Below are 25932 nucleotides of genomic sequence, written 5' to 3'. Positions count from 1 at the left end.
CGCGCGAGGGGCTCGCCTCCGGCGTCGCCCCTCGCGCGGTTGGTAACGCGCTCGCGGCGCGAGTCTGACGCGCTCGCGCGCGCGTCGTGACGGGCCCGCGGGTGGTGTCGGGTCCGCGGGTGGTGTCGGGCCTGCGGGTGGTGTCGGGCCTGCGGGTGGTGTCGGGCCTGCGGGTGGTGTCGGGCCTGCGGGTGGTGTCGGGTCCGCGGGTGGTGTCGGGTCCGCGGGTGGTGTCGGGTCCGCGCGGGTGGTGACGGGTCCGCGCGAGTCGTGACGGGTGCGCGCGGGTGGTGACGGCCTGGCGCGCGGGGTACGGCCGGCGCGTGGTCCGCGGCTACTGCGGGGCTTGCTGGACGGTGATGGTTTTGAAACCCAGGGCGCGCAGCATGTTCTCGAGCATCGACCTGGTGTTCTGGTCCGCGCGGGTCTGGAGGCCGCTCTCCTGCGCGGCGGCCTGGATCTTCTGGGACGCCAGGACGTAGAGCTGCTGCTGGTTGTTGGGGTTCGAGCTGAAGAAGTCCCCGAACCGGTCGAACAGGCCGCGCTGCGTGGAGAACACGTAGCTGCGCTTGGGATCGAGGTTCGTGGAGTCGAGCTGGGCGTGGGGGAGCCGGACGGTGGCGGCCGTCCGGTCGGAGTTCACGCTGATGGCCCCCGAGCCGAGCTGGGAGAAGTCCACGTACGCGTTCACCGAGCCCTGCCCGACGAACAGCGTCCGCCTGCCGCGCAGCGAGCCCGGCAGGTACTCGGCCTCCTTGTCCAGGTCGACGACGACCTGGAAGTCGCCGGTGGCGGCCTGGTAGCGGTGCATGTCGCGGACGGACCGCAGCAGCGCCGGGCCGCTGCGGTCCTTGGTGTCCTCCGCGAGGGGGTTCAGCCAGTGGGGGAGCAGGTGCAGGCCGTTCTGGACGGCGAGGACGACGGCCACGGTCACCGCGACCAGCAGCAGCGCGACGCCGATCCCGCGCCGCGGGCGCTCCCGCGGCGGAGGCGGCGTCGGCCGCGGTTCGGTCTCGGTTGCGGGACCGGCGTCGTGCGGACGTGAGCGTGCCATGCCGGAGACATGCCCGGACCGGCGTGCGGCTACCGGAACGCGGGGTTATGGGTGGGTTTCGGGCGTGGCTGAACCGGTGTTCCGGACGATCACGCGTCGGCCCCGGCCGCCTCCTCGACCTCCAGCAGGGACGCGCCGCGCAGGTGCGCCTCGTGCGCCGCCTTGCCGCCCCGGACGCCGAACAGCCGCTTGGTGGCCACGATGTACACGATCAGCCCGACGTTGATCACCAGCGCGCCGATCCGCACCGCGGTGATCCGCTCGGTCAGCTCGTAGATCTCGATCGGCAGCCCGAACGAGGTGGCGACCACCGCGAAGTACTCGCCCCACCGCTGGAGCAGCCACAGCCCGACGGCCTCGATGATCTCGATCGCGGCGTAGGCGAGCAGCGCGAGCGCCAGCCAGCGCAGCGTCCGCTCGTTCAGGTCGAAGACCTTGCGGAACGACTCCACGATCTTGGAATGGTCCAGGTCCCAGCCGACCTGGTGGGCCAGCGGGCGCAGCAGCGGGATCTCCTTCTCGAAGATCCGCTGGATCGAGCCCCGGTGCGAGGAGAACCGCCACACCCCGTAGGCGGCGGCGAGCACCACCAGCCCGCGGATGATCCGCTCCACCGCGAAGAAGCGCATGATGAACGCGTCCCGCAGCTCCTTGCCGCGCTTGACCAGCGGGGCGCGGTCGGCCGGACCCGCGCCGTGCGGCTCGCCGTGGATGTAGGCGCCGCAGCGCAGGCACCGCCAGGCGTCGCCGATGGGGGTCTCGGTGTGCAGCCGCAGCTTGAGCCGCGGCTCGTCGGGCGCGTAGGTGATGTGTCCCTTGCGCGCGCAGGTCAGCAAACTCCAGTCCACGCGGTCACCCTAGAGGTGCCGGGCGCCGCGGGCCGAGCCCCCGATGTGAGCAGCGCCATAGGCCTGTCCGAAACACCCTGGTGGGGGCGGTACGTTTACTGCACGTGGACATCGTGAAGACTCTGCGGATCGTCTCCGTGGCCGAGGCCGTCTCGTTCCTGGTGCTGCTGCTGGTGGCCATGCCCCTCAAGTACGGGGCGGACGCGCCGGTCGCGGTCCAGATCATGGGGCCGGTGCACGGTGTCCTGTTCCTGGCCTATGTCGGGCTCGTCCTCGCCGGACGGCAGGCGACGGGCTGGGACACCAAGCGGACGCTGCTGGCGCTCGTCGCCTCGGTGCTCCCGATCGCTCCGTTCTTCGTCGAGCGCTACTGGCTCAAGCCGGTCGCCGACGCGGGCGCCCGTCCGGGCGAGGTCGGGGAGCGGCCGGCGGTCTGAGCGCCGCGTCTTGAGCTTCTGCGTGGCCGCGGCGGGTCTGGGGGGTCCTGTCGTGGCCGCGCAGAGGGTATTCGCGCCCCCGCCGGGCGTCCTGGGAAAGGGCGTCCGGCGCGGGGCGCCTTTCCTTTGAGCCGGTTTTCCCGTTCGCGCCGCCGTGCGGCGTCGGCGTGGTCGTGCCGCCGAGCGCCGGCGTCCCGCTCGGACGGGTTTCGAGCCTGGTGAGCCTCGCGAGCGCGCGCGCCGAGAAGTCGGACGGCCCGAGCGAGCACTTCCGGTACTCGGAGAAGTGGGCGCGCAGCCAGGAGCGGCGGTCCTCCTCGTCCCACAGGCCGAAGCGGCGGGACGCGCCCTGATCGGAGATCGCGGGCGGGCCGCCGCCGAGCAGCCACGCGTCCACGAGCGACTCGTACTCCCGGGCCGGACGCGCGCGGGCGGCGCAGGCGTCCGCGCCGACCAGGCCGTCCCGGACGTCCCGGAGCACCCCGGCGGTGAAGCCGGTTCCGAAGCCGCCCGGCAGGTACACGCGGACGAGCCCGTGGCGCACCCTCGCCGGGCCCGGATCCGGACGCTGCTCGACGCGCGTGAACGCGGCGGGCGTGTCCGCGAGCCGCGCCGCGAGCGGCGTCAGGGCCTCCTCCAGCGCCGGCAGCGCGGGCGCGAGCACCGGATGCACGCACACCCGCAGCGGCCAGTCACGGCACACGTCCGCGGCCGGGGCCGCCTGGACGGCCGTCCCGTGCGTGCCGTGCAGCCGCACCGTCACGCTCCCCACCAGCAGGAGCGCCGCCACGACCCCCAGCAGCAGGACGGCCCGCCGCGTCACCCACCAGCAGTACGCGAGGGCGAGCGCGACGGCGAGCGCCGCGGCCCAGACCGTCTGGTCCGCGAGGACGCCCGGACTCAGCCGGGTGAACAGCTCCACCCGGTCGAACGCGGCGGGCGGCAGCAGGCTCCACCAGGACGCGCCGGGCAGCCGCGCCGCCGCCCACAGCGCCGCGACCGCCGTCACGACCAGCGCGGTCGTGGGCCGCGAGACGAGCCGTCCGGCCAGGTAGCCCGCCGTGATGTGCAGGGCGAGCGCCGCCGACGCCGCCGTGAGGCCGAACAGGTCGGGCTGCCCCGCCTCCTGCCGCAGCACGGTCCGGATGACGATCACGCCGACCACGACGCCGTAGGACGCCAGCGCCACCATGATCAGCAACGTCAGGTCGAGCAGCACGCCGGTGATCGGCGACCGGGCCGTCACCACGCGCAGGTAGTCCAGCCGGCGCTCACGCGCGCCCGCGAGCGCGGCGAACCCGGCGGCCACCGGACCCATCACCCGCACGGCGTTCATCAGCGCGACGATCGAGTTGTCCCAGTAGGCGACTCCGGGCAGCAGCGTCGGCCAGGCGACGGCGATGCCGGACGCCGCGAGCACGGCGACCCCGGCGAGCGGCCGCGCCCGCCGCGCGTCCGCGCGGAGCACCCGGCTGAGCTCAGCCACCGGCGGCGCTTCCCAACGGCATCAGCCTCCTCCACCTGCCCACGCCGTTCACCTCGTCGTCCCGACGGTCGCCGTCGCGCGCGCGAAGCAGCGCGGCCTCCCGCCGGGAGAGGACCGTCTCGCGCCAGCGCAGGGGCGTCCGCCGCCGGAGGAACGCCGTCGCCTTCCGTCCGTGCGGGCCGTGAACCTCGCGCCGATGCGTTCCCGGCGCGTGCGCGTCCCGCCAGTCGGTGTCGCGGCCATGCGACCCCGTGCCTTCGGTGCCGGCCCTCCGCGCGTCCGGGGAGGGACGGTGGGAACCGGTGATGCGGATGCTCGCGACCCGGCGCGGTGGCTCGGCTCGTGCGTGCGTGCGGTGCGGCGACTCTCCGGCGGCCCCGGCGGTCCCGGCTACCTCCGTGAGGCGGCCACGGGCCAGCGAGAACACCTGGTCGCACACGCCCGTGAGGGTCTTCGGCGACGACGCGGTCACCAGGACGGTCGGCGCGAGCGAGCGCAGCACCGGCATCAGCTCCGACACCGCGCGCGCATGAGCCGCGCCCAAGGGCCGCGGATCCCGCGGGCAGGGCCGCGCCTCGGCGTCCGCATCGGACGCGTCGTCGCCATCGCCACGGCCGAAGGCGCCCAGGCGGCCGAACAGCCGCGGCAGGGACGCGCTGAACTCGCCGCGCCCGCCGTCGGGCACGGGACCGACGAGTTCGCCGATCGGATCGTCCAGCAGGACGATGTCGGGCTCGTGCACGCACGTCGCGGCGAGGCCCACGCGGAGCCGGACGTCCGGCGGGAGCAGCGCGAGTTCGGTGTCCGCCGCGTCCGCCAGTTCCATGCGTTCGAGAATCTCTCGCGCGTCCGATTCCCGGGCCCGCCGGTAGTAGGCGGCATAGCCCACGAATTGTGCGGCGGTGATGTTCGACTCCCGCCAGAAGCCGGACGGAAGATAGCCGATCCGCGCCCGCGCGGCACGCAGATCGGAGGCTTTCCCGGTGCGAAGACCGAGTATTTCGATTTCGCCGACACTGGGTCGGCGCAGCGTCGCGAACGTGGCCAGCAGCGTTGATTTGCCCGCGCCCGGCGGACCGGCAACACCGATCAGGCCCTCGGCGATACCGAGGGCCGTCGGACGGAGAAGCCACCGCCCCCCGCGGCGGACCCCCATCCTGTGAGCCACGATCGCGGATGGATCCGCGACCATTTCTGATTTCCCCCCGTTGGTTACGAACACGGCTCCCGGCCGTCCCGGCCCGCCCGCGACCCCCGTCGCCGGACGGCGTGTTTCTCCGGGGTCTCGCAGACCACCGGATGAAACTCTCGTGGACGTCGATCCGTGCACGACCCAGCGACTATAACCAGTCTTGGTGATCGGCGTCAGCTCGCTTTTGCCATTGAGGCACGGCGCTTGGAATCTTTACCGTTCGCGCCGTTGTCCGATCCGTTTCATGGAAAGTCGGACTCGGTCGTTCATGTCCGTCCTGTGGTGGTGGGGGCGCGTGCCGGACGCCCATCGCGGCTCGGTGGCGGGTCCGCCGCGGCACCGCTCGCGGGCCCGCCGCGGGTCCGCTCGCGGGTCCGTCGCGGGTCCGCTCGCGGGTCCGCGCGAACGGTGCCGGAGGACACCCGCCGCGGCTCATGCGACACGCGCGCTCATGCGGCAGGATGGACACATGCCTTCTCGGGACTTTTCGTTGTACGGGGCCGTCGACCTGGGGGCCGTCCAGGCGGCGTCGAAGCAGCGCCAGGAGCGCCAGGCCCGGGCGGCCCAGGCCGGGGACGGCGCGGCCGGGCCCGCCGCCGGAGCGGCGGCGGACGGCCCCTACGTCGTGGACGTCACCGACCAGACCTTCAACGCCGAGGTCGTGGAGCGGTCGCAGACCGTCCCGGTGCTCGTCGACTTCTGGGCCGAATGGTGCGGCCCCTGCAAGCAGCTCGGCCCGATCCTGGAGAAGCTGGCCGGGGAGGCGGCGGGCCGGTGGGTCCTCGCCAAGGTGGACATCGACGCCAACCCGCAGCTCGCCGCGTACATGCAGCAGATGGGCGTGCGCGGCATCCCGTTCGTGGCGGCGGTCGTCCAGGGGCAGCTGCTGCCGTTCCTGAACGGCGCGGCCCCCGAGGCCCAGGTGCGCCAGGCCATCGACCAGCTCTTCGAGGCGCTGGTCAAGGAGGGGCTGATCCCGGACGTCCCGGCGGGCCAGGCCCCCGCGTCCGACGCGCCCTCGGCCGACTCGCTGTACGGCCCCGCCGAGGACGCGCTCCGCGCCGGCGACCTCGACGGCGCGCGCGCCGCGTTCAACAACATCCTCGCCGCGAACCCGCAGGACGCCGAGGCCAAGCGCGGCATCGCCCTGGTCGACCTCAGCGCCCGCGTGCAGGCGCTGGACCCCCGGCAGGCCCTCCAGGACGCCGAGGCCAAGCCCGGCGACGCCAAGGCCCAGACCGACGCCGCCGACGTCGAGATGGTCTCCGGCCAGGTGGACGCCGCGTTCGCCCGCCTCGTCTCGGCCGTCCGCCGCACGACCGGCGACGACCGCGACGCCGTCCGCAAGCACCTGCTCGCGCTCTTCGAGGTCCTCCCGCCGGACGACCCGCGCCTGGCGAAGGGCCGCCGCTCCCTCCAGAGCGCGCTCTTCTGACCGCCCCGACCCGCACCGAACGCCGCAGGGCGCGTCCCTCTCCTTCGGAGGACGCGCCCTGCGTCGTTCAACGCGCCCTCCGGCGTTCAACGCGCCCCGCGGTGTTCAACGCGCCCCGCGTCGTTCGGGGCGCGCTGCTTCGGGGGCGGTAGCACGGGTGGCGGTTGGATGCATCGGGGCGGGTTCGAGTAGAACGCGCTTTTTTAACGCCGCACGTATCAAGTGGTCTTCTGACCGGGGACGGCGCGCCGAGCGCGTATCCTCGTTGGCGGTGACCGCGCCCCGCCCGCCCCATGCGACGCCCTCGACCAGGACGCCCTCGGAGTAGCGCGCTCACGCCATCCCGGATCCCGGTCCCCGGCTCCGGGCGGGACGAGAACGTAGCCGGAAGACGTAACCCGGTAGACAGGGAGCAGTGTCGTGGCCAGCGTGCCCAGCGTTTCTTACTCCATCACCGTCCGGCTGGAGGTCCCGGCCGGCGGCAAGGCCGTCAGCCAGATCACCCACGTGGTCGAGAACGCCGGGGGCATCGTGACCGCCCTCGACGTCAACACCGCCGGTCACGAGACGCTGCGCATCGACGTCACCATCGCCACCCGCGACACCGAGCACGCCGAGTCGATCTCCGCGGCGCTGGAGACAATCGACGACATCAAGATCCACAAGGTCTCCGACCGGACCTTCCTCATGCACCTCGGCGGCAAGATCGAGATGCAGTCGAAGGTGCCGCTGCGCAACCGCGACGAGCTGTCCATGGCGTACACGCCGGGCGTCGCGCGGGTCTCCCTGGCCATCGCCCGCAACCCCGAGGACGTCCGGCGCCTGACGATCAAACGCAACAGCGTCGCGGTCGTCACCGACGGGTCGGCGGTGCTCGGCCTCGGCAACATCGGCCCGGAGGCCGCGCTCCCGGTGATGGAGGGCAAGGCCGCCCTGTTCAAGCGGTTCGCCGGGATCGACGCCTGGCCGATCTGCCTCGACACCCAGGACACCGACGAGATCGTCCGGACGGTGCAGATCCTCGCGCCCGCGTTCGGCGGCATCAACCTGGAGGACATCTCCGCGCCGCGCTGCTTCGAGGTCGAGGCCCGGCTGCGCGAGCTGCTGGACATCCCGGTCTTCCACGACGACCAGCACGGCACCGCGATCTGCGTGCTCGCCGCGCTCACCAACGCGCTGCGCGTGGTCGGCAAGGACATCGGGACGGTCCGCATCGCGATGTCCGGCGCGGGCGCGGCGGGCAGCGCGATCCTGAAGCTGCTGCTGCACGCCGGGGCGAAGAACGTGGTCGTCTGCGACTACTACGGGGCCGTCCACCTCGGCCGCGACGACCTGGACGACTCGCTCCGCTGGATCGCCGAGCACACCAACGCCGACGGCTACAGCGGCGACCTGAAGGGCGCGGTCGCGGGCGCGGACGTGTTCGTCGGCGTCTCCGCCCCCGGCATCCTCACCGGCGCCGACATCGCGACCATGAACGACGACGCGATCGTGTTCGCCCTCGCCAACCCCGAACCCGAGGTGTCCCCGGACGAGGCGCGCGAGCACGCCGCCGTCGTCGCCACCGGCCGCAGCGACTACCCGAACCAGATCAACAACGTGCTGGCCTTCCCCGGCGTGTTCCGCGGCCTCCTGGACGCGCAGGCCAACGGCGTCACCCAGGACATGCTCCTCGCCGCCGCGCAGGCCCTCGCCGAGGTCGTCACGCCGGGCGAGCTCGGCCCGAACTACATCGTCCCGAGCGTCTTCCACCCGGAGGTCGCCGGACGCGTCGCCGGAGCCGTCCGCGAGGCCGCCGGAGGCCGCCCCCGCACCGAGGCCTGACCCTCACCGCTCACCGCCGCCGGCCAGCTCACGCGCCGGCGGCCAGCTCACGCGCCGGCGGCCAGCTCACGCGCCGGCGGCCAGCTCACGCGCCGGCGGCCAGCTCACGCGCCGGTGGCGAGGCCGCGGGCCGGTGGCCAGGGCGCGGGCCGGTGGCCAGGGCGCGGGCCGGGGGTTACTTGGCGGTCTTGTCGCCGAACATCGGGTCGCGGCGGCGGGGCCAGATGCCGCCGTACCAGAGGATGATCGCGCCGGTGACCAGCGCGCCCGCGCCGGTCGCGACGCGCGCCCAGATCATGGCCGAGTCCGCGCCGGTGTGCGGGAGCTTGGTCGGGGTCTCGGTGGGCGTCGCGGCCGTGCAGCGCGCCGTGACGGACTTCTGCTTGACCGTCTGGTGCGCGGCGTCGTTGACCACGACGAGCGTCTTGCGGCCCTGCTTCAGGCGCAGCGTGCTGGTCCGGGTCGCGCCCGCGGCGACCTTGGCCGTCACCGGGGTGGAGTTGTCGTCCCGCTCGATCGAGTAGCTCTGCTCCTGCGAGCTGTCGTTGCGGACGGTCACGTCCAGCGTCCGCCCCGGGCAGGCGACCGAGCCGAACGTGACCGCGAGCGGCTCGGCGCCGGTCGGGGTGGACGTCGGGGACGTCGTCGAGGTCGGTGTCGTCCCGTGCGTGGGGGAGGTCCTGCCCTTGCCCGGCGTGCCCGTCCCGCTGCCGGACGGCAGGGTGGTCGGCACCGAGCTGGAGTTGGAGACGGGCCGGTTGGAGGCCCGGGACTCGCCCGAGCCCCACTTCATGAGTGCGGGCACGGCGATCAGCGCCCCGATGACGAAGAAGACGGCGGCGATGACGACCCTCGGCAACTGCATCGTGACCTCCGGCCAAGCGGCCCGACGGGACCGCGCCCCGCGACACGGCCGTAATCTAGAGCATGCCTAAACCCTGGACCATTTTTCTTCATATCCCCCCGGCCGGGTTCCCGTAACAGGGCAACCGGAGGGGGGATGTGCCGCCGGGGGCCGCGGCGACGCATGATGGTCCAATGGAAGACGGCATCACGGTGGGGACCCTGCTGGTGGCGACCCCCCAGCTCGACGACCCCAACTTCCGCCGCACGGTCGTGCTCGTGGTCGAGCACGACGGCGACGGCGGGACCCTCGGCGTCGTCCTCAACCGGCCGACGGAAGTGCCGGTCGACCGGGTGCTCCCTCCCTGGGCGGAGCTGGTGACCGTCCCCTCGGTGGTGTTCCAGGGCGGTCCCGTGGCGCTGGACAACGCGCTCGCCCTGGCGCGCCTCCCCGGCGAGGACGAGCCGCTCGGCTGGCGGGCCCTCGACGGCGACCCGTCGGTGGCCAGAGTCGGCCTCGTGGACCTCGACGCGCCGCCCGCGCTGCTCGCGCCCGAGCTGCTCCAGCTCCGCGTGTTCGCCGGGTACGCGGGCTGGGGCGCGGGCCAGCTGCTCGGCGAGATCGAGGACGGCGCCTGGTACCTGGTCTCCGCGGAGGCCGGCGACGTGTTCGCCGCCGAGCCCGAGCGCCTCTGGCAGCAGGTGCTGCGCCGCCAGGCCGGCGACCTGGCGTTCGTGTCGACCTTCCCCGACGACCCCACCCTGAACTGACGGCTAAGGTGAGTGACGTGAGCACGAAGATCCTTCCCGAGAGCGACGTACGGCCGGACCTCTCGCACGGCGACGGCGACCACGAGCGGTTCGCGCACTACGTCAAGAAGGCCAAGATCACCGAGAGCGCCGTCACCGGCACCCCGGTGGTCGCGCTGTGCGGCAAGGTCTGGGTGCCGAACCGCGACCCCAAGAAGTACCCGGTCTGCCCGGAGTGCAAGGAGATCTACGAGTCGATGAAGTCCGGCGGCGACGGCGAGGGCGACAAGTAGTCCGGGGTCCGCGCGCGATCTTCACCGTGATCCCCTGGCCGATCGGGGCATGATCGACCAGGGGATCACGACTTTCCGGTTCGGGGGATGAGGCATGAGGCGGGCTTTCGCGCTGTCGGCGTGCGTTCTGTCGGTCACGTTCGGTACGGTCGCGAGCACGGTGGGTGAGGCCGGTCGCGGAGTTCGAGGGGAGGCGCGGATGAGAACGGCGGCGTCGTCCCGTCCGACCTGCGCCACCCCGCGCGACGCGCCGGCACGCGCCGCCCGCGAGCGTCCGGCACGCGCCGCCCGCGAGCGTCCGGCGCGTGGCGCCCCCGAGCGTTCGGCAGGCGCCCGCGAGCGTGAGGGGCTGGTGCGTGGTGCACCGGCGCGTGATGGGTTGGTGCGCGGTGCAGCGGGGCGGGACGGGTTGCTGCGGGGTGCTCGGGGACGGGACGGGCAGGCGCTCGGGCGCGGGCGCGTCCTGGCGATGGAGGACGACCTTCGGCGCAGGCTGACCGCGCGGTTCGGGACGTCCGATCTGGGCGCGGTGGACCGGGCGGCGCGGCGTCCCGGCCCGATCAGCGTGCCGGTGCGGATCCACGTGCTGACGTCCGGCAGGGACGGCGCCGTGTCGGAGGCCGTGCTCCGCAGGCAGGTCGGCGCGCTGAACGCGGCCTACGGCGGACGCGACGGCGGCCACGCCACCGGCGTCCGGTTCCGGCTCGTCTCCACCGACCGGACGAACCGTCCGCAATGGTTCCACGAGCCGGAACGGCTCGAACGGCAGTTCAAGCGCGCCCTGCGCAGGGGCGGCGCCGGGACGCTGAACCTCTACACCGCGTCCGTCGGCTCGGACGTGCTCGGCTTCTCGACGTTCCCGCAGGCGTATCGCAAGAAGCCCGTCCTGGACGGCGTGGTCGTCGACTACCGCACCCTGCCGGGCGGCTCGTTCCGGCACTTCGCCGCGGGGAAGACGGCCGTCCACGAGACCGGGCACTGGCTCGGGCTCTACCACACCTTCGAGAACGGCTGCGAGCAGCCGGGCGACGAGGTCGGCGACACCCCGTTCGAGGCGGAGCCGTCCGAGGGCTGCCCAGTGGCGAAGGACACGTGTCCGCAGCCGGGCGGCGATCCGGTGCACAACTTCATGGACTACGGCTGGGACGAGTGCATGCACGAGTTCACCGCAGGTCAGGGGCGTCGCGTGCGGGCCGTGTGGGCCGCGTACCGGGAGCGCGCCGGGGGGCCGGACCGGGGACACGGGGCGCGATCTGTCGGTGGGGCTCGGTAGCCTTCGATGACCGTGAGCACCTTCGCCGCATCGAGCATGCCCCCCGCGTTCCCCGAACGGGCCGCGTGGGGGACCGCGTCGTCCCTGCGCGCCTGGCAGCAGCAGGCCCTGGAGGTCTACTTCGGCCCGGACGGAACGCAGCCCGGTCCGCGCGACTTCCTGACCGTCGCCACGCCCGGCGCGGGTAAGACGACCTTCGCGCTCCGGCTCGCCCGCGAGCTGCTGGACCGCCGCATCGTCCAGGCCGTCACCGTCGTCTGCCCGACCGAGCACCTGAAGCGGCAGTGGGCCGAGTCCGCCGCGCGGGTCGGCATCAAGATCGACCCGGAGTTCCAGAACGGGCAGGGCGCGGTCGGCCGCGAGTTCCAGGGCATCGCCGTGACGTACGCGACCGTCGCGGCGCGCCCGGCGCTGCACCGCAACCGCACCGAGATGAAGAAGACCCTGGTCGTCTTCGACGAGGTGCACCACGCGGGCGACGGCCTGTCCTGGGGCGACGCGGTGCGCGAGTCGTTCGAGCCCGCGACGCGGCGGCTGTCGCTGTCGGGCACGCCGTTCCGCACCGACATCAACCCCATCCCGTTCGTCCAGTACGAGGAGGGGCCGGACGGCATCCGCCGCAGCCGCGCCGACTACACCTACGGCTACGGCCCGGCGCTCGCCGACGGCGTCGTCCGCCCGGTGATCTTCCTCGCCTACTCCGGCGAGATGCGCTGGCGCACCCGCGCGGGCGACGAGCTCGCCGCGACCCTCGGCGAGCCCCTCACCCAGGACCAGATGGCCCAGGCCTGGCGCGCCGCGCTCGACCCCAAGGGCGACTGGATGCGGCAGGTCCTCGTGGCCGCCGACAAGCGCCTCACCGAGTTGCGCCGCGCCATCCCGGACGCGGGCGGCCTGGTCATCGCGACCGACCACGAGGCGGCCCGCGCCTACGCCCGGATGCTGCGCGAGATCTCCGGCCAGGGCGCGACGATCGTGCTGTCCGACGACCCGACCGCGTCCAAGAAGATCAAGGCGTTCAGCGAGACCGAGGACCGCTGGATGGTCGCGGTCCGCATGGTGTCGGAGGGCGTGGACATCCCGCGCCTCGCCGTCGGCGTCTACGCGACCTCGACCAGCACGCCGCTGTTCTTCGCCCAGGCCATCGGGCGCTTCGTCCGCGCCCGGCGGCGCGGCGAGACGGCGTCGGTGTTCCTGCCGTCGGTGCCGACGCTGATGGGGCACGCGGCCGAGATGGAGACCGAGCGCGACCACGTGCTCGACCGGCCCGTCCGGGAGGACGGCCTCGACGACGACCTGCTCGCCGAGGCGAACCGCGAGCGCAAGACCCCGGACGTCGTCGGCGACGAGCTGCCGTTCGAGACGGTCGAGGCGTCCGCGACGTTCGACCGCGTCCTGTACGACGGCGGCGAGTTCGGCATGCAGGCGCAGCCCGGCTCCGCCGAGGAGGAGGAGTTCCTCGGCATCCCCGGCCTGCTGGAGCCCGAGCAGGTCACCCAGCTGCTGCGCAAGCGCCAGGCCGAGCAGATCGCCAGCGAGCGCAAGCGCAAGACCGGCGACCCGCGCGCCGACCGCACCGCCGCCGAGGACCTGCACGCCCTCCGCAAGGAGCTGAACGGCCTGGTCGGCGCCTGGAGCCACCGCACCGGCCAGCCGCACGGGGTGATCCACTCCGAGCTGCGCCGCACCTGCGGCGGCCCGGTCCTCGCCCAGGCCAGCGCCGAGGACGTCCGCAGGCGTATCGACAAGATCCGCGACTGGGCCGCCCGCCGCCGCCACTGATCCCGCGCCGCCCGCCTGCGCACCGAGGCTCGGTGTCACGCCGAGGTGTCACGCTGAGGTGTCACGCGAAGGCTCGGCACGCAGGCGTCGCCTAGGGCTCCCCGCGGGGTCGGCGCGGAGGTGTCGCGCCGGGGTGCGGCGGTCAGGGGCGGAGGGCGGCTACTACCGTGTCCACCAGTTTCTCCACGGACCAGGCCGTGGGCAGGACGAGGACGTGCTCGTCCGGCGCCGGGCGCTCCAGGATCCTGAACTGCCCGTCGAGCATCTCGGGCTTGAAGAAGTGGCCGATGCGCGCGGACATGCGGCGCGCGATGAGGTCGCGGTCGCCGTCCAGGAAGACGGGGAGCACCTCGGGACGGCCGCCGGTGAGTTCGGCGCGGTAGGCGCGCCTGAGGCCCGAGCAGGTGACGACGCCGGGCCGCTCGGCGACGTGATGGACGTCGATCCAGGTGCGGATCGTGCGCAGCCACGGCATCCGGTCGGCGTCGGTGAGCGGGATCCCGGCGGTCATCTTCGCGATGTTGGCGGGCGAGTGGAACTGGTCGGCGTCGGCGAAGTCCCAGCCGAGCTCCTGCGCCAGCAGCCGCCCGACCGTGGTCTTGCCGCTGCCGGCCACGCCCATGACCAGCACGATCGGGGCGGCGGGCAGGGGACGGCCCCAGGCGGCGCGCGCGTCGTCCGGCGTCATGGGCGCACGACGGGTTCCCCGGCGAGGACGACCCCCGCCGAACGGAACTCGGCCACCGCGCGGTCGGTGGTGTCCTTGGCGACCCCGGCGGTGAGGTCGAGCAGCACGCGCGTGTCCAACCCCTCGCGGACGGCGTCCAGCGCGGTCGCCCGGACGCAGTGGTCGGTGGCGATGCCCACCACGTCCACCGCGGTCACGCCGCGCTCGCGCAGCCAGTCGCCGAGCGGGACGCCGTCGTCGTTCACGCCCTCGAACCCGCTGTAGGCGGCGGACTCGCGGCCCTTGCTGAACACCGCCTCGATCGGCGCGAGCGTCAGCGCCTCGTGGAAGTCGGCCCCGGCCGTCCCGATGACGCAGTGCGGCGGCCAGCTGTCCACGAAGTCGGGTTCCGCGGAGAAGTGCGTGCCCGGATCCAGGTGGAAGTCGCGCGTCGCGACGATGTGGGCGTACTCGTCGCCGTGCGCGGCGAGATGCGCCGAGATCGCCGCGGCGACGTCCGCTCCGCCGCCCACCGCGAGCGACCCGCCCTCGCAGAAGTCGTTCTGCACGTCCACGATGACCAGTGCCTCGGCCATGATCGCTCCTCGCTGTCCGTCCCTCTCCGAACGCTACCCGCTCAGCGGCGCGGGCCACCGTCGACGAACTCGGTCGGCAGGGCGGGTTCGCCCCGGGAGAGCTGGAGCGCGGTCGGGGGCAGCTCGGCGAGGGCGGCGACGTGCCGGTCGCGGGCGGCGGCCAGCGGCTCGCGTCCGACGATCTCGCCCTTGGCGACCAGCGGCACCTGGAGCAGCCGGTCCCGCCCGGCGGGCTGCGGCTCGCCGGTGGTGACCACCTCGGCGCAGGCGACGCCGTGCCCGTCCAGGCGGCGCACGGCCGCCTTGCGCCCGCCGCGGCTCGGCTTGCCCGTGGACCGCTTGGCGACCGGACGCATCGGGGCGTCCGCGCCGGGGCCGTCCGCCCGCGCGACCAGCTTGTAGACCAGCGACGCGGTCGGCGCGCCCGACCCGGTGACCAGGGACGTCCCCACGCCGTAGCCGTCCACGGGCGCGGCGGCGAGCGCGGCGATGCCGTACTCGTCCAGGTCGCCGGTGACCATGATCCGGGTGCCGGTCGCGCCCAGCTCGTCGAGCTGGGCCCGGACGCGCCGGGCGACCACGCCGAGGTCGCCGCTGTCGATCCGCACCGCGCCGAGCGACGGCCCGGCCAGCTCCACCGCCGTCCGGACGGCCCGCTCGACGTCGTAGGTGTCCACGAGCAGCGTCGTCCCCTCGCCGAGGGAGTCGAGCTGCGCCCGGAACGCGTGCCGCTCGCTGTCGTGCAGCAGCGTGAAGGCGTGCGCGGCGGTCCCGGCGGTCGGCACGCCGTAGCGGCGCCCGGCCTCCAGGTTGGACGTGGTGTCGAACCCGGCGACGTAGGCGGCGCGCGCGGCGGCGACGGCGGCCTGCTCGTGCGTCCGCCGCGACCCCATCTCGATCAGCGGGCGCTCCTCGGCGGCGACCGCCATCCGGGACGCCGCCGACGCGATCGCGCAGTCGTGGTTGAGGATCGACAGGATCACGGTCTCCAGCACGACCGCTTCCGCGAACGTCCCCTCCACGGTCAGGATCGGGGAGTTCGGGAAGTAGCAGTCGCCCTCGGCGTAGCCCCGGATGTCGCCGGTGAAACGGTAGGCGGCCAGCCACTCGGCGGTCGGCTCGTCCACGACGTCCCGGTCCCGGAGGAACGCGAGCGTCTCGTCGTCGAACCGGAACGCCTCCACCGCGTCGAGGAGGCGCCCGGTGCCCGCGACCACGCCGTACCGCCGTCCGGCGGGCAGGTGCCGGGCGAACACCTCGAACACCGCGCGCCGTTCGGCCGTCCCCGACCGCAGCGCGGCCGTCAGCATGGTCAGCTCGTACTGGTCGGTGAGCAGCGCGGTCGTGCCGAAACTTCCGAAGTCCACAGCGCAAACCCTACTGATCGGCCGGAACCCGCCCTTCGCCGGGCGGCCCGGCCGGCCGCGCGACACGCCCGTTCCGTCCCGCCCGCGGGGGACACGGGGGCGTGGTCCACGGGTGAGGGGCCGACGAACTAGCATTCTCGGGAAGGGCGGCGTTCTGGACCGGGGGAGAGGAAGACGGCGAAGCCATGAGCAGTGCACCCGCACCGGTCGAACTCGACCGGCCGGACATCGCCGAGGACGTCGGCTCGGACCGGCCGTGGCTGGCGATCGTCTGGAACGACCCCATCAACCTGATGTCCTACGTCACCTACGTGTTCCAGACCGTCTTCGGCTATCCGAAGGCGAAGGCGGAGAAGCTGATGATGGACGTCCACCACAAGGGCCGCGCCGTGGTCGCGAGCGGCACCCGCGAGGAGATGGAGCGGGACGTCGAGGTCCTGCACTCCTACGGCCTGTGGGCCACCGTGAAGCGGGACGACTGATGAAGGTGCGCAAGGGACGGCGCGACACGGTCCGGATCCGGTTCGAGCCCGAGGAGGCCGCGCTCGTCCGGACGCTGATGGAGCAGCTGCTCGACCTGCTCGGCGAGCCGCCCGCCGCCGACGACGAGCTGGCCGCCGTCGGGATCACCGACCGGTCGAGCATGCCCGAGGACCCCGTCCTGGCGCGGCTGTTCCCCGACGCCTACCGCGACGACGGCGAGGCGGCCGGGGAGTTCCGCCGCTACACCGAGATGGGCCTGCGGGACGGCAAGCGCGAGGCGGCCGGGATCGTCCTGGCCACTCTCGGCGAAGCGTTCGTCTCGGACGGCTCCGGCGGGACGGCCCCGCTGCCGGAGACCTCCGGCGCGTCGGTCGCCGGCGCGTTCACCGCGGACGCGTCGCCCGCCGACGTGGAACTGACCGCTGACCAGGCACAGGCCTGGCTGCGGGCGCTGAACGACGTCCGGCTCGCGCTCGGCACGCGGCTCGACATCTCCGAGGAGTGGTACGAGGAGGCCGAGCGCCTCGACCCGTCCGATCCGCGGCTGCCGATGTTCGCCGCCTACGACTGGTTGACGATGCTTCAGGAAAGCCTCGTCCGGGCCGTCTGGTAGGGCTACCGTGGCAGGGTAGGGCAGCTCCACGGCGGGCCCTCCGGGCCTCGCCGGCGGGCCGCCGCCCCGACCCCCCGGGAGGCCGTGACCATGTCCACGCTGGGAAACGACGGCCCGGCGCAGCCGGCGACCGGTCCCGAGTCCGAGGCCGTCGGAGTCGGCGCGATGAGCTTCGGCGACCACCTCGCGCTGGCCTTCGCCGGGGACGAGGAGCGCTACGCGGTGCTCGCCGCCTACGTCCGGGACGGCCTGAAGCTCGACCACAAGATCATCTACCTGGCCGACCAGGAGAACGCCGACGACGTGATCGAGCGGCTCGCGACCGCGCCGGCCTTCGTCGAGCTGGGCGTGGACGTCCGCACGGCCGCGGCGGAGGGACGGCTGTCGCCGCGCCCGGTGATCGAGGCGTTCATGGCGTCCGGACGGTTCGACCCCGACGCCACCGTCGACCTGCTCGGCGCGGAGATCGACCTCGCGCTCGTCCAGGGCTTCAAGGGCGTCCGGATCACCGGCGAGACCTCGTTCTCGCTGCGCGGCTGGCCCGGCACCGAACGGTTCCGCGAGTTCGAGCACAAGTGCCAGGGCGCCTTCCAGGCCCCCGGCACCCGCGCGATGGCGATCTGCCAGTACGACCGCCGCTGGTTCGGCGACGAGCAGCTCCGCCTGCTGCTCGCCTGCCACGACGGCCTCGTCCGCCCGGACGACCTGCACGACGACGGCATCCTGCGCATCGCCCCGACCTTCACCCCGCCCGGGCTCGCGCTGCGCGGCGCGGTCGAGGAGTCGACCCTGCCCGCGCTGCGCGCCGCGCTCGACGTCGCCGCGCGCCGCGACGGCCACCTCTGCCTCGACCTGTCCGGCCTGGCGTTCTGCGACACCGAGGGCCTGCGCGCCATCCTGGACGCCCGCCACGCCGGCGACGGCCTCGACCGCCAGCTCGTCCTCCGCGCCGTCCCGGGCTACCTGGCCCTCATGCTCCGCATCGCCGGATGGGACCGCCTGCCCGGTGTCTACCTGGAGGAGGCGACGGCGTGAACGGCGGTCCCACCCGCCACAGCCCCGCTCCCCGAAGCGGCGAACGCCGCACCTCGCACGGCCCCCTCGACCACCGCGCCCTCCTCTTCGACTCCGACGAGGAGTTCCGCGAGGCCGCCACCGCCTACCTCACCGAAGGCGCCGAGGCCGGCGACGTCCTCGTGGCCATCCTCTCCCCGGCCCGCCGCGCCCTCCTCGTCCCTCCGTCCGACGCGTCTGCGTCCGGCGCGGAACAGGATTCCGGGGAGGACATCCAGCCGAGGCTTCCCGGCGGGGCGCGGGTCGAGTTCCTGGACTCGGCGGAGTGGTACAGCGGCCCGATGAAGGCGCTCGCCGCCTTCCACGAGCGCGGACGGACCGACTGGTGGCGGCGCGGGCGGCTGCGCGTCCTGGCCGAGCCGCCGTGGACGGGCCGGAACCCGCTGGAGATCGTCGAGTGGGAGCGGCACGAGTCGCTGCTGAACGTCGTGTTCGAGACGACGCCGACGGTCCTGACCTGCGCCTACGACCTCAGGGCCGTCCCGGAGGGCGTGCTGGCGGACGTGGCCCGCACCCATCCCGCGTTCGCGGACGGGACGAGCGTGTGGCCCAGCCCGTCCTACGCCGACCCCGCCGACTTCTACGACGAGTGCAACCGGAGCCCGCTTCCGCCGCCGCCCCGCTCCGCCGAGCACCGCCACTTCACCACGGGCGGGCTTCCCGACCTGCGCTCCTTCCTCACCGGGCAGGCCGAGCGCTTCGACCTGCCGCAGGACCGGCGGCTGCCGTTCGTCCTCGCCGCGAACGAGGTCGCGACGGCGGTGATCCGCTACGGCGGCGGACGGGGCGAGCTGTGGGTCTGGGCCACCGGCGACGAGATCGTCTGCGAGATCGCCGACCCGGCCGCGCGGGTCGAGGACCGCTTCCTCGGCCACCTGCCGCCGCGCCTCGACCGTCCCGCCGAAGCCGCGATGTGGGCCGTCCGCTGCCTCTGCCACATCGTGGAGATCCGCTCGGACGACGCGACCGGCACGCGGTTCCGCCTCCACACCCGCCTGGCGGCCTGAACCACCGCCGGGGGGCGGGGCCGGACGGGCCCGCGCGCGCCGGGTAGCCTTCGGCGCATGCTGACGATCGAGCAGGCCCTGGTTGACCAGATCGTCGCGCACGCGCGCGCGGACCACCCGGACGAGGCGTGCGGCGTGATCGCCGGTCCGATCGGCTCGGACCGTCCCACCAGGTTCGTCGCCATGACCAACGCCGAGCGCTCGCCGACGTTCTACCGCTTCGACTCGATGGAGCAGCTCAAGGTGTGGCGGGAGATGGACGACCGGGACGAGGAGCCCGTCGTGATCTACCACTCGCACACCGCCACCGAGGCCTACCCGTCGCGCACCGACGTGTCCTACGCGTCCGAGCCGAACGCCCACTACGTGCTGGTGTCCACGCGCGACGCCGACGAGGTGGAGTTCCGGTCGTACCGGATCATCGACGGCGAGGTGGCCGAGGAGGACGTCACCGTGGTCGAGAGCTACTCCCAGGTAAAATGAGCGCCATGTGGACGACGAGCGGGCCCCGCAGCGGGTGTCGCGGCGCGGTGCCCCCGGTGCAGAGCTTTCTGTTCGGGCACTCGCGCGCCGAGGTCGTCTACGACTGTCCCCCATCGCGCCTCCGCCCGGAATAACCCCGCGCCCCGTCCGGCTGTCATGCCGTGGACGGGGCTCGCCCAGCACGACACCAAGGAGACTCTCGCGATGGCGATCGAGGTTCGGATTCCCACCATCCTGCGCACCCTCACCGACGGCTCGAAGGCCGTCGAGGGCAAGGGCGGCACGCTCGGCGAGCTGTTCGCCGACCTGGACGCCCGCCACCCCGGCCTGCGGGACCGGCTCGTGGACGGCGGCAAGCTGCGCAAGTTCGTCAACGTCTACCTGAACGACGAGGACGTGCGCTTCCTCGGCGGCCTGGAGACGCCGGTCTCGGACGGTGACAACGTCACCATCCTGCCCGCCGTCGCCGGCGGCTGAGCGGCCGAACGCGTTCCGTGCCATGCGCTTCGACTCGCTGCTCGACTCGCTGGGGCACACGCCGCTCGTCGGCCTGCCCCGGCTGTCCCCGTCCCCGGAGGTCCGCCTCTGGGCCAAGCTGGAGGACCGCAACCCGACCGGCTCGGTGAAGGACCGTCCCGCCCTCTGGATGATCAGCCGGGCGGAGAAGGACGGCCTGCTCACACCGGGCTGCACCATCCTGGAACCGACGTCCGGCAACACCGGCATCTCGCTCGCCATGGCCGCTCGGCTGCGCGGCTACCGGATGATCTGCGTGATGCCGGAGAACACCTCCGAGGAGCGCCGCCAGATCCTCCGCATGTGGGGCGCGGAGATCATCTCGTCGCCGGCCGCCGGGGGGTCCAACGAGGCCGTCCGGGTGGCCAAGGGCCTGGCCGCGGAGAACCCGGACTGGGTCATGCTCTACCAGTACGGCAACGACGCCAACGCCCGCGCCCACTACGAGACGACGGGCCCGGAGATCCTCGCCGACCTCCCGTCGGTGACGCACTTCGTCGCCGGCCTCGGCACCACCGGCACCCTCATGGGCGTCGGCCGCTACCTGCGCGAGCAGGTGCCGGAGATCAAGATCGTCGCGGCCGAGCCGCGGTACGGCGAGCTGGTCTACGGCCTGCGCAACATCGACGAGGGGTTCGTCCCGGAGCTGTACGACGAATCCGTCCTGACCACCCGCTTCTCGGTCGGCTCCGCCGACGCCCTGCGCCGGACCCGCGAACTCCTGGACCAGGAGGGCATCTTCGCGGGCCTCTCCACCGGCGGCGCCCTCCACGCCGCCCTGGGCATGGCGCGCAAAGCCGTGAAGGCCGGCGATCCGGCCGACATCGTCTTCATCGTCGCCGACGGCGGCTGGAAGTACCTTTCCACCGGCGCCTACGAGGGCACCTTGGAGCAGGCCGAGTCCCGCCTGGAAGGGCAGCTCTGGGCCTGACCCGTCGCCGACTCGTCGAAAGGGGCGGACGACCTTCGGGTCGTCCGCCCCTCTCTTTGCGGGACGGCGCTTGAGGTGGCGTTGCGGGGCAAAGGGGGGCGAGCTCGCCGCGCCGATCGAGTTTTACGAGGTGAGCGCGAACATTCCAGTTCACAGCTGGGTCACAACCTCCGTTAGGGACGGGCCGTTCGACGAAGCTGGATCGTCGTGGGGCGCGTGGGGCATCGCACGTTCGGGGGCGCGGTGAGGCGACGGAGAAGCGAACGCTGGGTGCGATGCGTCCGGTCCGGGGAAGCCGCTCGGGGCGGAGGGACCGGTGAAGCTCGCGGGGCCGGAGGAGCCGGGCGGGGCGGGCTCTCGCGGTCGGCGCCGGACGGTTCCCGGGGAGCGGGCGCGCGGGCTTCGGCGCGGATCGGTACGCTCGTTCTCGAATGTGGTTCTAGAAAGCCCCCGGGAGGACGCGGATGAGCAGGTTCGGGGACGCGACGGCGGTCGAGCGGATCGGCGACGGCCGGTACCGCGCCGAGCTGGACGGAGGGTTCGGCTTCGCCCAGGCGCTCAACGGCGGGTACCTGATGGCCGTGCTCGGGCGCGCCGCGGTCGAGGCGTCCTCGCACGCCCACCCGGTGTCCACGGCGACGTCCTTCCTGCGCGTCGCCAAGCCCGGCCCGGCCGAGATCGTCGTGGAACGCCGCAAGAGCGGGCGGACGGCCGAGATGGCCCGCCTCACCCTCGTCCAGGACGACGCTCCCGTGGTGGACGCCCTGATCACGACCGCCACGCTCGACCCCGACACCGAGCCCGTGTGGACCGGGGAGCAACCCGTCCCCGCCCTCCCGCCCGTCGAGTCCTGCCTCGGCATGGACGGCGGCCCCAAGGATCCCGGCGACCGCGGCTTCGCCGACCGCGTGGACATGCGGTTCGACCCGTCCACCATGGGCTGGCTGGACGGCCGTCCCAGCGGACGCCTCGAAGCCCGCGCCTGGTTCCGCCTGCACTGCGGCTACGAGCCCGACGCGTACGCGATGGCCCTCGCCGTGGACGCCCTCCCGCCCGTCGCGCTCAACCTGGACGCGAAGGGCTGGTCGCCGACCGTCGAGCTCACCTGGCACCTCCGGGCCGTCCCCGCGCCGGGCTGGCTGGCCGTCCTCGGCTCCGGCCGCCTCTCCGCGGGCGGCTGGTTCGACGAGGAGGTCGAGGTCTGGGACTCCACCGGCCGCCTCGTCGCCCAGTCCCGCCAGCTCGCCCGCACCGGCCGCGCCTGACCCCCGCCACGCCTGACCCCCGCCACGCCTGGCCCCCGCCACGCCTGGCCCCCGCCACGGCGCGTGCGGCGCAGGGGTGAGTGAGTGCTTACTCTGAGTTGGTGAACGCTTACTCACCGCTGAGCGGGTAAGTAGGCCGACGGCGTGGTTTTCGTAGGTGGAAGTGTGACGGGGCGGACGTTGTGATGTCGGCCGCATGACGGCCGAGTTACGGTCGGGAGCGCCTAGCCTTGGGGACCATGTCAGACGCGCCGATCGGTATCTTCGACAGCGGTTTCGGAGGGCTCACCGTGGCCCGGGCCATCCTGGACCAGTTGCCGAACGAGCCCGTCGTCTACCTCGGCGACTCGGCGCGCCAGCCGTACGGCGAGCGGTCCATCGCCGAGGTCCGGGCGTTCGCGCTGGAGATGCTCGACCGGCTGGTGGACGAGGGCGTGAAGGTCCTCGTGATCGCGTGCAACAGCGCGTCCGCCTCGATGCTGGCCGACGCCCGCGAGCGCTACGACGTCCCGGTGGTCGAGGTGATCCGTCCGGCGGTGCGGCGGGCCGCGGCGGCCACCCGGAACGGGCGGGTCGGGCTGATCGCCACGCGCGCGACCGTGACCAGCCGCGCCTACGAGGACGCGTTCGCCGCCGCCCCGCACATCGAGCTCGTCAGCGCCGCGTGCCCCCGGTTCGTCCCGCTGGTGGAGGCGGGCGTGACGGCGGGCGACGAGGTGATCGAGGTCGCGCGCGAGTACCTCCGGCCCATCGTGGACGCCGGATGTGACTCGCTCATCCTGGGCTGCACGCATTACCCATTGCTTGCCGGAGTCGTCTCGTATGTCGTCGGGGACGGGGTCACACTGGTCTCAAGCGCCGACGAGACCGCCAAGGACGTGTACCGCGTGCTGCACGATCGTGGACTGGCCCGGCCGGACGGGGCCGGACGGCCGGAACACCGGTTCCGGGCCACCGGCGATCCGGACGTGTTCGCGGCCCTGGGCCGCCGCTTCCTCGGCCCGGAGATCGGCGCGGTGGAGACCGTCCGCGCCGGGGACGTGGACGTTCTGACCTACTGACGCCCCTGGCGGGGTACGGAATCCTCGGGAAGACACAAGGAGGAGTGAGCGTGCGGGTCACTGTGATCGGCTGCTCGGGCAGCTTTCCGGGGCCGGACAGCCCGGCGTCCTGTTACCTGGTCGAGGCGGACGGGTTCGCGATGCTGCTGGAACTCGGCAGCGGCGCGCTGGGCGTGCTGCAGCAGTTCCACTCGCCCTACGAGATCGACGCGGTGCTGCTCTCCCACCTGCATCCCGACCACTGCATGGACATGTGCGGCTTCTACGTGGCCCGCAACTACTGCCCGGACGGCCGCGCCCCCCGCATCCCCGTCTACGGTCCCGCCGACACCGGTCCGCAGATGTCCCGCGCCTACGGCCTGCCCACCGACGACGGCATGGACGAGGCCTTCCACTTCCACCCGCTTCCCGGCGGCTCCTGGGAGATCGGCCCCTTCACCGTCTCCGCCGTCCAGACGCCGCATCCGGTCGAGGCCTACGCCTTCCGCATCGAGGCGGGCGGACGCGTCCTCGCCTACTCCGGCGACACCGGCGAGTCGTCCGATCTGGTGGACATCGCCCGCGGCGCGAACCTGTTCCTCTGCGAGGCGTCCTTCCTGGACGGCCCGAACCTCCCGCCGGATCTCCACCTGACGGCCCGCGAGGCGGGCGAACACGCCACCCGCGCCGGCGTGGACCGCCTCGTCCTGACGCATCTCGTCCCGTGGAACGACTCCGCCCGCTCCCTGGTCGAAGCCAAGGGCAGCGGTTTCGGCGGCCCGATCGAACTGGCCCGCGTAGGCGCCGTCTACGACATCTGAGGCCGCCCCGCCACCCCGCACGCCCAGCCACCCAGCGCGCCCCGAACCCCTGCACGCCCAGCCATCCCGCACGCCCCGAACCCCTGCGCGCCCAGCCACCCACCGCGCGCCGAACCCCTGCACGCCCAGCCGCCCAGCACGCCCAGCCGCCCTGCACGCCCAGTCCCCCTGCACGTCCCGTGCATCCCGCACGTTCCGCCGCTGTGACGGTTGTCCACCACGCCTCGACCAGGGCTCCGGATGACCGGCCGCGCTCGCGGTGGACGTGCTCCAGCCCGAGGTGGGACGGGGACTCGGCGGGTGGGGCGGGGCACTAGGGTGGTGGGCATGGCACGTCCTGACGATCGCGCGGCAGACCAGCTCCGAAACGTTCGCATCCAGCGCGGCTGGCTCGATCACGCCGAAGGATCGGTGCTGGTCGAGTTCGGCGCGACGCGGGTGCTGTGCGCCGCGTCCGTGCAGGACTCGGTGCCGCGGTGGCGGCGCGACAGCGGCCTCGGATGGGTGACCGCCGAGTACGCGATGCTGCCGCGCGCCACGCACACCCGCGGCGACCGCGAGTCGGTCAAGGGACGCCTCGGCGGCCGGACGCAGGAGATCTCCCGGCTGATCGGGCGCTCGATCCGCGCCTGCGTGGACTTCAAGGCGCTCGGCGAGAACACCGTCCAGCTCGACTGCGACGTCCTGCAGGCGGACGGCGGCACCCGGACGGCCGCCGTCACCGGCGCCTACGTCGCGCTCGCCGACGCCGTCGCGTGGATGCGCGAGCGCGGCCTGGTCAAGGGCGACCCGCTGGTCACGTCCGTGGCGGCGGTCAGCGTCGGGGTCGTCGACGGCGAGCCGCGCCTCGACCTCGAGTACAGCGAGGACGTCCGCGCCGAGACCGACATGAACGTCGTCTGCACCGGCGACGGACGCTTCGTCGAGGTGCAGGGCACCGCCGAGGGCGCGCCGTTCGACCGCGCCGAGCTGGACGCCCTGCTCGACCTCGCCGCCGGCGGCTGCGCCGAACTGACCCGGTTGCAGGCCGAGGCGCTCGGCCGATGAGCCGGATCGTCCTCGCCACCCGCAACCAGGGCAAGATCGCCGAGCTGCGCCGCATCCTGGACGGGATCGACGTGGTGGGGCTCGACGCGTTCCCGGACGCGCCCGAGGTCCCCGAGACCGAGCTGACGTTCGCCGGCAACGCGCTGCTCAAGGCCCGCGCGATCGCCGCGCACACCGGCCTGCCCGCCGTGTCGGACGACTCGGGCCTGTGCGTGGACGCGCTGAACGGCATGCCCGGCGTGCTGTCCGCCCGCTGGTCCGGACGGTTCGGCGAGAAGACCGGCGACAAGGACCGCGCCAACCTCGACCTCGTCCTCGACCAGCTCGCCGACGTCGGCGACGGCGACCGCGGCGCGCACTTCTTCTGCGCCGCCGCCCTCGTCGTCCCCGGCCGCGCCGAGCACGTCGTGGACGGTCGCATGCACGGCACCATCATCCGCGAACCGCGCGGCACCGGCGGTTTCGGCTACGACCCCATCTTCCTTCCGGACGGCGAGACCCGCACCAGCGCGGAGCTCTCCCCGGCCGAGAAGGACGCCGTCAGCCACCGCGGCCGCGCCTTTCGCGCCCTGGCCGAGATCCTTCCCCGCGCCCTCTCCGCCTGACCGGCCCGAGGCCCGAGGCCCGAACGTCCGCGGCCGGAGGCCCGAGGGGCCCGAGGGGCCCGAGGCCCGAGCGTTCGCTCACGCACCGCCCCCGCATCCGTTGTGCGGGGGTTTCTGCTTGGGGGCGTGGGGTTTTCGCGGAAAATGTGGGGCTGTGACAACCGGGGGCGGGGGAGCGGGGGTTGTAGCGGGTGTAGTTC

At 73.3% G+C, this 25932-nt stretch carries 28 protein-coding genes; 20 read left to right on the top strand and 8 right to left on the bottom strand.

From position 1 onward, the window contains the following. Nucleotides 1–86: 86 nt before the first annotated feature. Nucleotides 87–254, top strand: coding sequence for a hypothetical protein (locus ACFPCY_RS38145; protein WP_378263827.1), 168 nt, complete (start codon nucleotides 87–89; stop codon nucleotides 252–254). 80 nt (nucleotides 255–334) lie between these two features. Here ACFPCY_RS38145 and ACFPCY_RS38140 read toward each other — a convergent pair whose 3' ends face one another. Both ACFPCY_RS38140 and ACFPCY_RS38135 read right to left on the bottom strand, forming a co-directional pair. Beyond that, a complete protein-coding gene (locus ACFPCY_RS38140; RefSeq protein WP_378263825.1) occupies nucleotides 335–1054 on the bottom strand; it encodes a DUF4230 domain-containing protein in 720 nt (239 codons plus the stop codon). 89 nt (nucleotides 1055–1143) lie between these two features. Beyond that, nucleotides 1144–1902, bottom strand: coding sequence for a DUF2127 domain-containing protein (locus ACFPCY_RS38135; protein ID WP_378263823.1), 759 nt, complete (start codon nucleotides 1900–1902; stop codon nucleotides 1144–1146). Between the two features lie 104 nt (nucleotides 1903–2006). On the opposite strand from ACFPCY_RS38135, the gene ACFPCY_RS38130 reads away from it, so the two are divergent. Next, nucleotides 2007–2339, top strand: coding sequence for a DUF3817 domain-containing protein (locus ACFPCY_RS38130; RefSeq protein ID WP_378263821.1), 333 nt, complete (start codon nucleotides 2007–2009; stop codon nucleotides 2337–2339). Here the strand turns inward: ACFPCY_RS38130 and ACFPCY_RS38125 are convergent. After that, on the bottom strand, nucleotides 2278–3825 hold the full coding sequence (locus ACFPCY_RS38125; protein ID WP_378263819.1) for a hypothetical protein: 1548 nt from the start codon (nucleotides 3823–3825) through the stop codon (nucleotides 2278–2280). The genes ACFPCY_RS38130 and ACFPCY_RS38125 overlap by 62 nt on opposite strands. After that, nucleotides 3818–4981 (bottom strand): ATP-binding cassette domain-containing protein, encoded by a 1164-nt coding sequence (locus ACFPCY_RS38120; RefSeq protein WP_378263817.1) that lies wholly within the window; start codon nucleotides 4979–4981, stop codon nucleotides 3818–3820. Before ACFPCY_RS38120 ends, ACFPCY_RS38125 begins: the two co-directional genes overlap by 8 nt. Nucleotides 4982–5486: 505 nt before the next feature. Between ACFPCY_RS38120 and ACFPCY_RS38115 the strand changes: the two genes are divergently transcribed. Together ACFPCY_RS38115 and ACFPCY_RS38110 are read left to right on the top strand one after the other, a co-directional pair. Then, entirely contained in the window at nucleotides 5487–6452 is a 966-nt protein-coding gene (locus ACFPCY_RS38115; RefSeq protein ID WP_378263815.1) for a tetratricopeptide repeat protein, read from the top strand. Between the two features lie 420 nt (nucleotides 6453–6872). Further along, on the top strand, nucleotides 6873–8276 hold the full coding sequence (locus ACFPCY_RS38110; RefSeq protein ID WP_378263813.1) for an NAD-dependent malic enzyme: 1404 nt from the start codon (nucleotides 6873–6875) through the stop codon (nucleotides 8274–8276). A gap of 175 nt (nucleotides 8277–8451) precedes the next feature. Here the strand turns inward: ACFPCY_RS38110 and ACFPCY_RS38105 are convergent, their stop codons facing one another. After that, nucleotides 8452–9141, bottom strand: coding sequence for a hypothetical protein (locus ACFPCY_RS38105; RefSeq protein WP_378263811.1), 690 nt, complete (start codon nucleotides 9139–9141; stop codon nucleotides 8452–8454). A 173-nt stretch (nucleotides 9142–9314) separates the two neighbouring features. On the opposite strand from ACFPCY_RS38105, the gene ACFPCY_RS38100 reads away from it, so the two are divergent. The 4 genes from ACFPCY_RS38100 to ACFPCY_RS38085 all read left to right on the top strand — a co-directional run bounded on the left by ACFPCY_RS38100 (nucleotide 9315) and on the right by ACFPCY_RS38085 (nucleotide 13217). Further along, nucleotides 9315–9890, top strand: a complete 576-nt coding sequence (locus tag ACFPCY_RS38100; protein WP_378263809.1) for a YqgE/AlgH family protein — start codon at nucleotides 9315–9317, stop codon at nucleotides 9888–9890. Between the two features lie 17 nt (nucleotides 9891–9907). Beyond that, complete coding sequence (locus ACFPCY_RS38095) at nucleotides 9908–10162, top strand: DUF3039 domain-containing protein (protein WP_378263807.1); 255 nt, start codon at nucleotides 9908–9910, stop codon at nucleotides 10160–10162. A gap of 382 nt (nucleotides 10163–10544) precedes the next feature. Then, entirely contained in the window at nucleotides 10545–11435 is an 891-nt protein-coding gene (locus ACFPCY_RS38090) for a zinc metalloprotease (RefSeq protein WP_378263805.1), read from the top strand. Nucleotides 11436–11471: 36 nt separating this feature from the next. Beyond that, nucleotides 11472–13217 (top strand): DEAD/DEAH box helicase, encoded by a 1746-nt coding sequence (locus ACFPCY_RS38085; RefSeq protein ID WP_378263959.1) that lies wholly within the window; start codon nucleotides 11472–11474, stop codon nucleotides 13215–13217. 142 nt (nucleotides 13218–13359) lie between these two features. On the opposite strand, the gene ACFPCY_RS38080 is transcribed toward ACFPCY_RS38085, so the two are convergent. From ACFPCY_RS38080 to ACFPCY_RS38070, 3 genes are read right to left on the bottom strand one after another with little or no spacing between them, the layout of a single operon-like run. After that, entirely contained in the window at nucleotides 13360–13905 is a 546-nt protein-coding gene (locus tag ACFPCY_RS38080) for a gluconokinase (protein ID WP_378263803.1), read from the bottom strand. Beyond that, entirely contained in the window at nucleotides 13902–14480 is a 579-nt protein-coding gene (locus ACFPCY_RS38075) for an isochorismatase family protein (RefSeq protein WP_378263801.1), read from the bottom strand. The genes ACFPCY_RS38080 and ACFPCY_RS38075 overlap by 4 nt, the downstream gene beginning before the upstream one ends. Before the next feature lie 41 nt (nucleotides 14481–14521). After that, nucleotides 14522–15847, bottom strand: a complete 1326-nt coding sequence (locus tag ACFPCY_RS38070; protein WP_378263799.1) for a nicotinate phosphoribosyltransferase — start codon at nucleotides 15845–15847, stop codon at nucleotides 14522–14524. 185 nt (nucleotides 15848–16032) lie between these two features. Here ACFPCY_RS38070 and clpS point away from each other — a divergent pair, with 185 nt between their 5' ends. The 12 genes from clpS to rdgB all read left to right on the top strand — a co-directional run bounded on the left by clpS (nucleotide 16033) and on the right by rdgB (nucleotide 25732). Continuing rightward, nucleotides 16033–16329: an ATP-dependent Clp protease adapter ClpS gene (gene clpS / locus ACFPCY_RS38065; protein WP_378263797.1), complete on the top strand. Its 297-nt coding sequence runs from the start codon at nucleotides 16033–16035 to the stop codon at nucleotides 16327–16329. Continuing rightward, nucleotides 16329–16943, top strand: coding sequence for a DUF2017 domain-containing protein (locus tag ACFPCY_RS38060; protein ID WP_378263795.1), 615 nt, complete (start codon nucleotides 16329–16331; stop codon nucleotides 16941–16943). The genes clpS and ACFPCY_RS38060 overlap by 1 nt, the downstream gene beginning before the upstream one ends. Before the next feature lie 90 nt (nucleotides 16944–17033). Next, a complete protein-coding gene (locus tag ACFPCY_RS38055) occupies nucleotides 17034–17978 on the top strand; it encodes an MEDS domain-containing protein (protein WP_378263793.1) in 945 nt (314 codons plus the stop codon). Next, the gene (locus ACFPCY_RS38050; protein WP_378263791.1) at nucleotides 17975–19024 is read left to right on the top strand and encodes an anti-sigma factor RsbA family regulatory protein; all 1050 of its coding nucleotides are present in this window, start codon (nucleotides 17975–17977) and stop codon (nucleotides 19022–19024) included. The genes ACFPCY_RS38055 and ACFPCY_RS38050 overlap by 4 nt, the downstream gene beginning before the upstream one ends. 57 nt (nucleotides 19025–19081) lie before the next feature. Then, nucleotides 19082–19507 (top strand): M67 family metallopeptidase, encoded by a 426-nt coding sequence (locus ACFPCY_RS38045; protein ID WP_378263789.1) that lies wholly within the window; start codon nucleotides 19082–19084, stop codon nucleotides 19505–19507. A 204-nt stretch (nucleotides 19508–19711) separates the two neighbouring features. Next, entirely contained in the window at nucleotides 19712–19984 is a 273-nt protein-coding gene (locus ACFPCY_RS38040) for a MoaD/ThiS family protein (RefSeq protein ID WP_378263787.1), read from the top strand. Between the two features lie 22 nt (nucleotides 19985–20006). After that, nucleotides 20007–20954 carry a PLP-dependent cysteine synthase family protein gene (locus ACFPCY_RS38035; RefSeq protein ID WP_378263785.1) on the top strand — a complete coding sequence of 316 codons (948 nt, stop codon included), beginning with the start codon at nucleotides 20007–20009 and terminating at the stop codon, nucleotides 20952–20954. Between the two features lie 464 nt (nucleotides 20955–21418). Continuing rightward, nucleotides 21419–22219, top strand: a complete 801-nt coding sequence (locus ACFPCY_RS38030) for a thioesterase family protein (RefSeq protein ID WP_378263783.1) — start codon at nucleotides 21419–21421, stop codon at nucleotides 22217–22219. Nucleotides 22220–22458: 239 nt separating this feature from the next. Beyond that, nucleotides 22459–23280 (top strand): glutamate racemase, encoded by an 822-nt coding sequence (murI, locus tag ACFPCY_RS38025; RefSeq protein WP_378263781.1) that lies wholly within the window; start codon nucleotides 22459–22461, stop codon nucleotides 23278–23280. A gap of 50 nt (nucleotides 23281–23330) precedes the next feature. Then, a complete protein-coding gene (locus ACFPCY_RS38020; protein WP_378263779.1) occupies nucleotides 23331–24080 on the top strand; it encodes an MBL fold metallo-hydrolase in 750 nt (249 codons plus the stop codon). A 327-nt stretch (nucleotides 24081–24407) separates the two neighbouring features. Further along, complete coding sequence (rph, locus tag ACFPCY_RS38015) at nucleotides 24408–25127, top strand: ribonuclease PH (RefSeq protein ID WP_378263777.1); 720 nt, start codon at nucleotides 24408–24410, stop codon at nucleotides 25125–25127. Next, nucleotides 25124–25732, top strand: coding sequence for an RdgB/HAM1 family non-canonical purine NTP pyrophosphatase (gene rdgB / locus ACFPCY_RS38010; protein WP_378263775.1), 609 nt, complete (start codon nucleotides 25124–25126; stop codon nucleotides 25730–25732). Before rph ends, rdgB begins: the two co-directional genes overlap by 4 nt. The last annotated feature ends 200 nt before the right edge of the window (nucleotides 25733–25932 follow it).

This window comes from Actinomadura gamaensis (assembly GCF_042652125.1).
Lineage (GTDB): Bacteria > Actinomycetota > Actinomycetes > Streptosporangiales > Streptosporangiaceae > Spirillospora > Spirillospora gamaensis.
This window is presented reverse-complemented; position numbering and strand designations above follow the sequence as displayed.

Bases quoted from the DNA above. Each gene is read 5' to 3' on its own strand.
- ACFPCY_RS38140 (WP_378263825.1), bottom strand. From the start codon at position 1,054: ATGGCACGCTCACGTCCGCACGACGCCGGTCCCGCAACCGAGACCGAA.
- ACFPCY_RS38120 (WP_378263817.1), bottom strand. From the start codon at position 4,981: ATGGGGGTCCGCCGCGGGGGGCGGTGGCTTCTCCGTCCGACGGCCCTC.
- ACFPCY_RS38115 (WP_378263815.1), top strand. From the start codon at position 5,487: ATGCCTTCTCGGGACTTTTCGTTGTACGGGGCCGTCGACCTGGGGGCC.
- ACFPCY_RS38105 (WP_378263811.1), bottom strand. From the start codon at position 9,141: ATGCAGTTGCCGAGGGTCGTCATCGCCGCCGTCTTCTTCGTCATCGGG.
- ACFPCY_RS38100 (WP_378263809.1), top strand. From the start codon at position 9,315: ATGGAAGACGGCATCACGGTGGGGACCCTGCTGGTGGCGACCCCCCAG.
- ACFPCY_RS38085 (WP_378263959.1), top strand. From the start codon at position 11,472: ATGCCCCCCGCGTTCCCCGAACGGGCCGCGTGGGGGACCGCGTCGTCC.
- ACFPCY_RS38080 (WP_378263803.1), bottom strand. From the start codon at position 13,905: ATGACGCCGGACGACGCGCGCGCCGCCTGGGGCCGTCCCCTGCCCGCC.
- ACFPCY_RS38075 (WP_378263801.1), bottom strand. From the start codon at position 14,480: ATGGCCGAGGCACTGGTCATCGTGGACGTGCAGAACGACTTCTGCGAG.
- clpS (WP_378263797.1), top strand. From the start codon at position 16,033: ATGAGCAGTGCACCCGCACCGGTCGAACTCGACCGGCCGGACATCGCC.
- ACFPCY_RS38060 (WP_378263795.1), top strand. From the start codon at position 16,329: ATGAAGGTGCGCAAGGGACGGCGCGACACGGTCCGGATCCGGTTCGAG.
- ACFPCY_RS38055 (WP_378263793.1), top strand. From the start codon at position 17,034: ATGTCCACGCTGGGAAACGACGGCCCGGCGCAGCCGGCGACCGGTCCC.
- ACFPCY_RS38045 (WP_378263789.1), top strand. From the start codon at position 19,082: ATGCTGACGATCGAGCAGGCCCTGGTTGACCAGATCGTCGCGCACGCG.
- ACFPCY_RS38040 (WP_378263787.1), top strand. From the start codon at position 19,712: ATGGCGATCGAGGTTCGGATTCCCACCATCCTGCGCACCCTCACCGAC.
- ACFPCY_RS38035 (WP_378263785.1), top strand. From the start codon at position 20,007: ATGCGCTTCGACTCGCTGCTCGACTCGCTGGGGCACACGCCGCTCGTC.
- ACFPCY_RS38030 (WP_378263783.1), top strand. From the start codon at position 21,419: ATGAGCAGGTTCGGGGACGCGACGGCGGTCGAGCGGATCGGCGACGGC.
- murI (WP_378263781.1), top strand. From the start codon at position 22,459: ATGTCAGACGCGCCGATCGGTATCTTCGACAGCGGTTTCGGAGGGCTC.
- rph (WP_378263777.1), top strand. From the start codon at position 24,408: ATGGCACGTCCTGACGATCGCGCGGCAGACCAGCTCCGAAACGTTCGC.
- rdgB (WP_378263775.1), top strand. From the start codon at position 25,124: ATGAGCCGGATCGTCCTCGCCACCCGCAACCAGGGCAAGATCGCCGAG.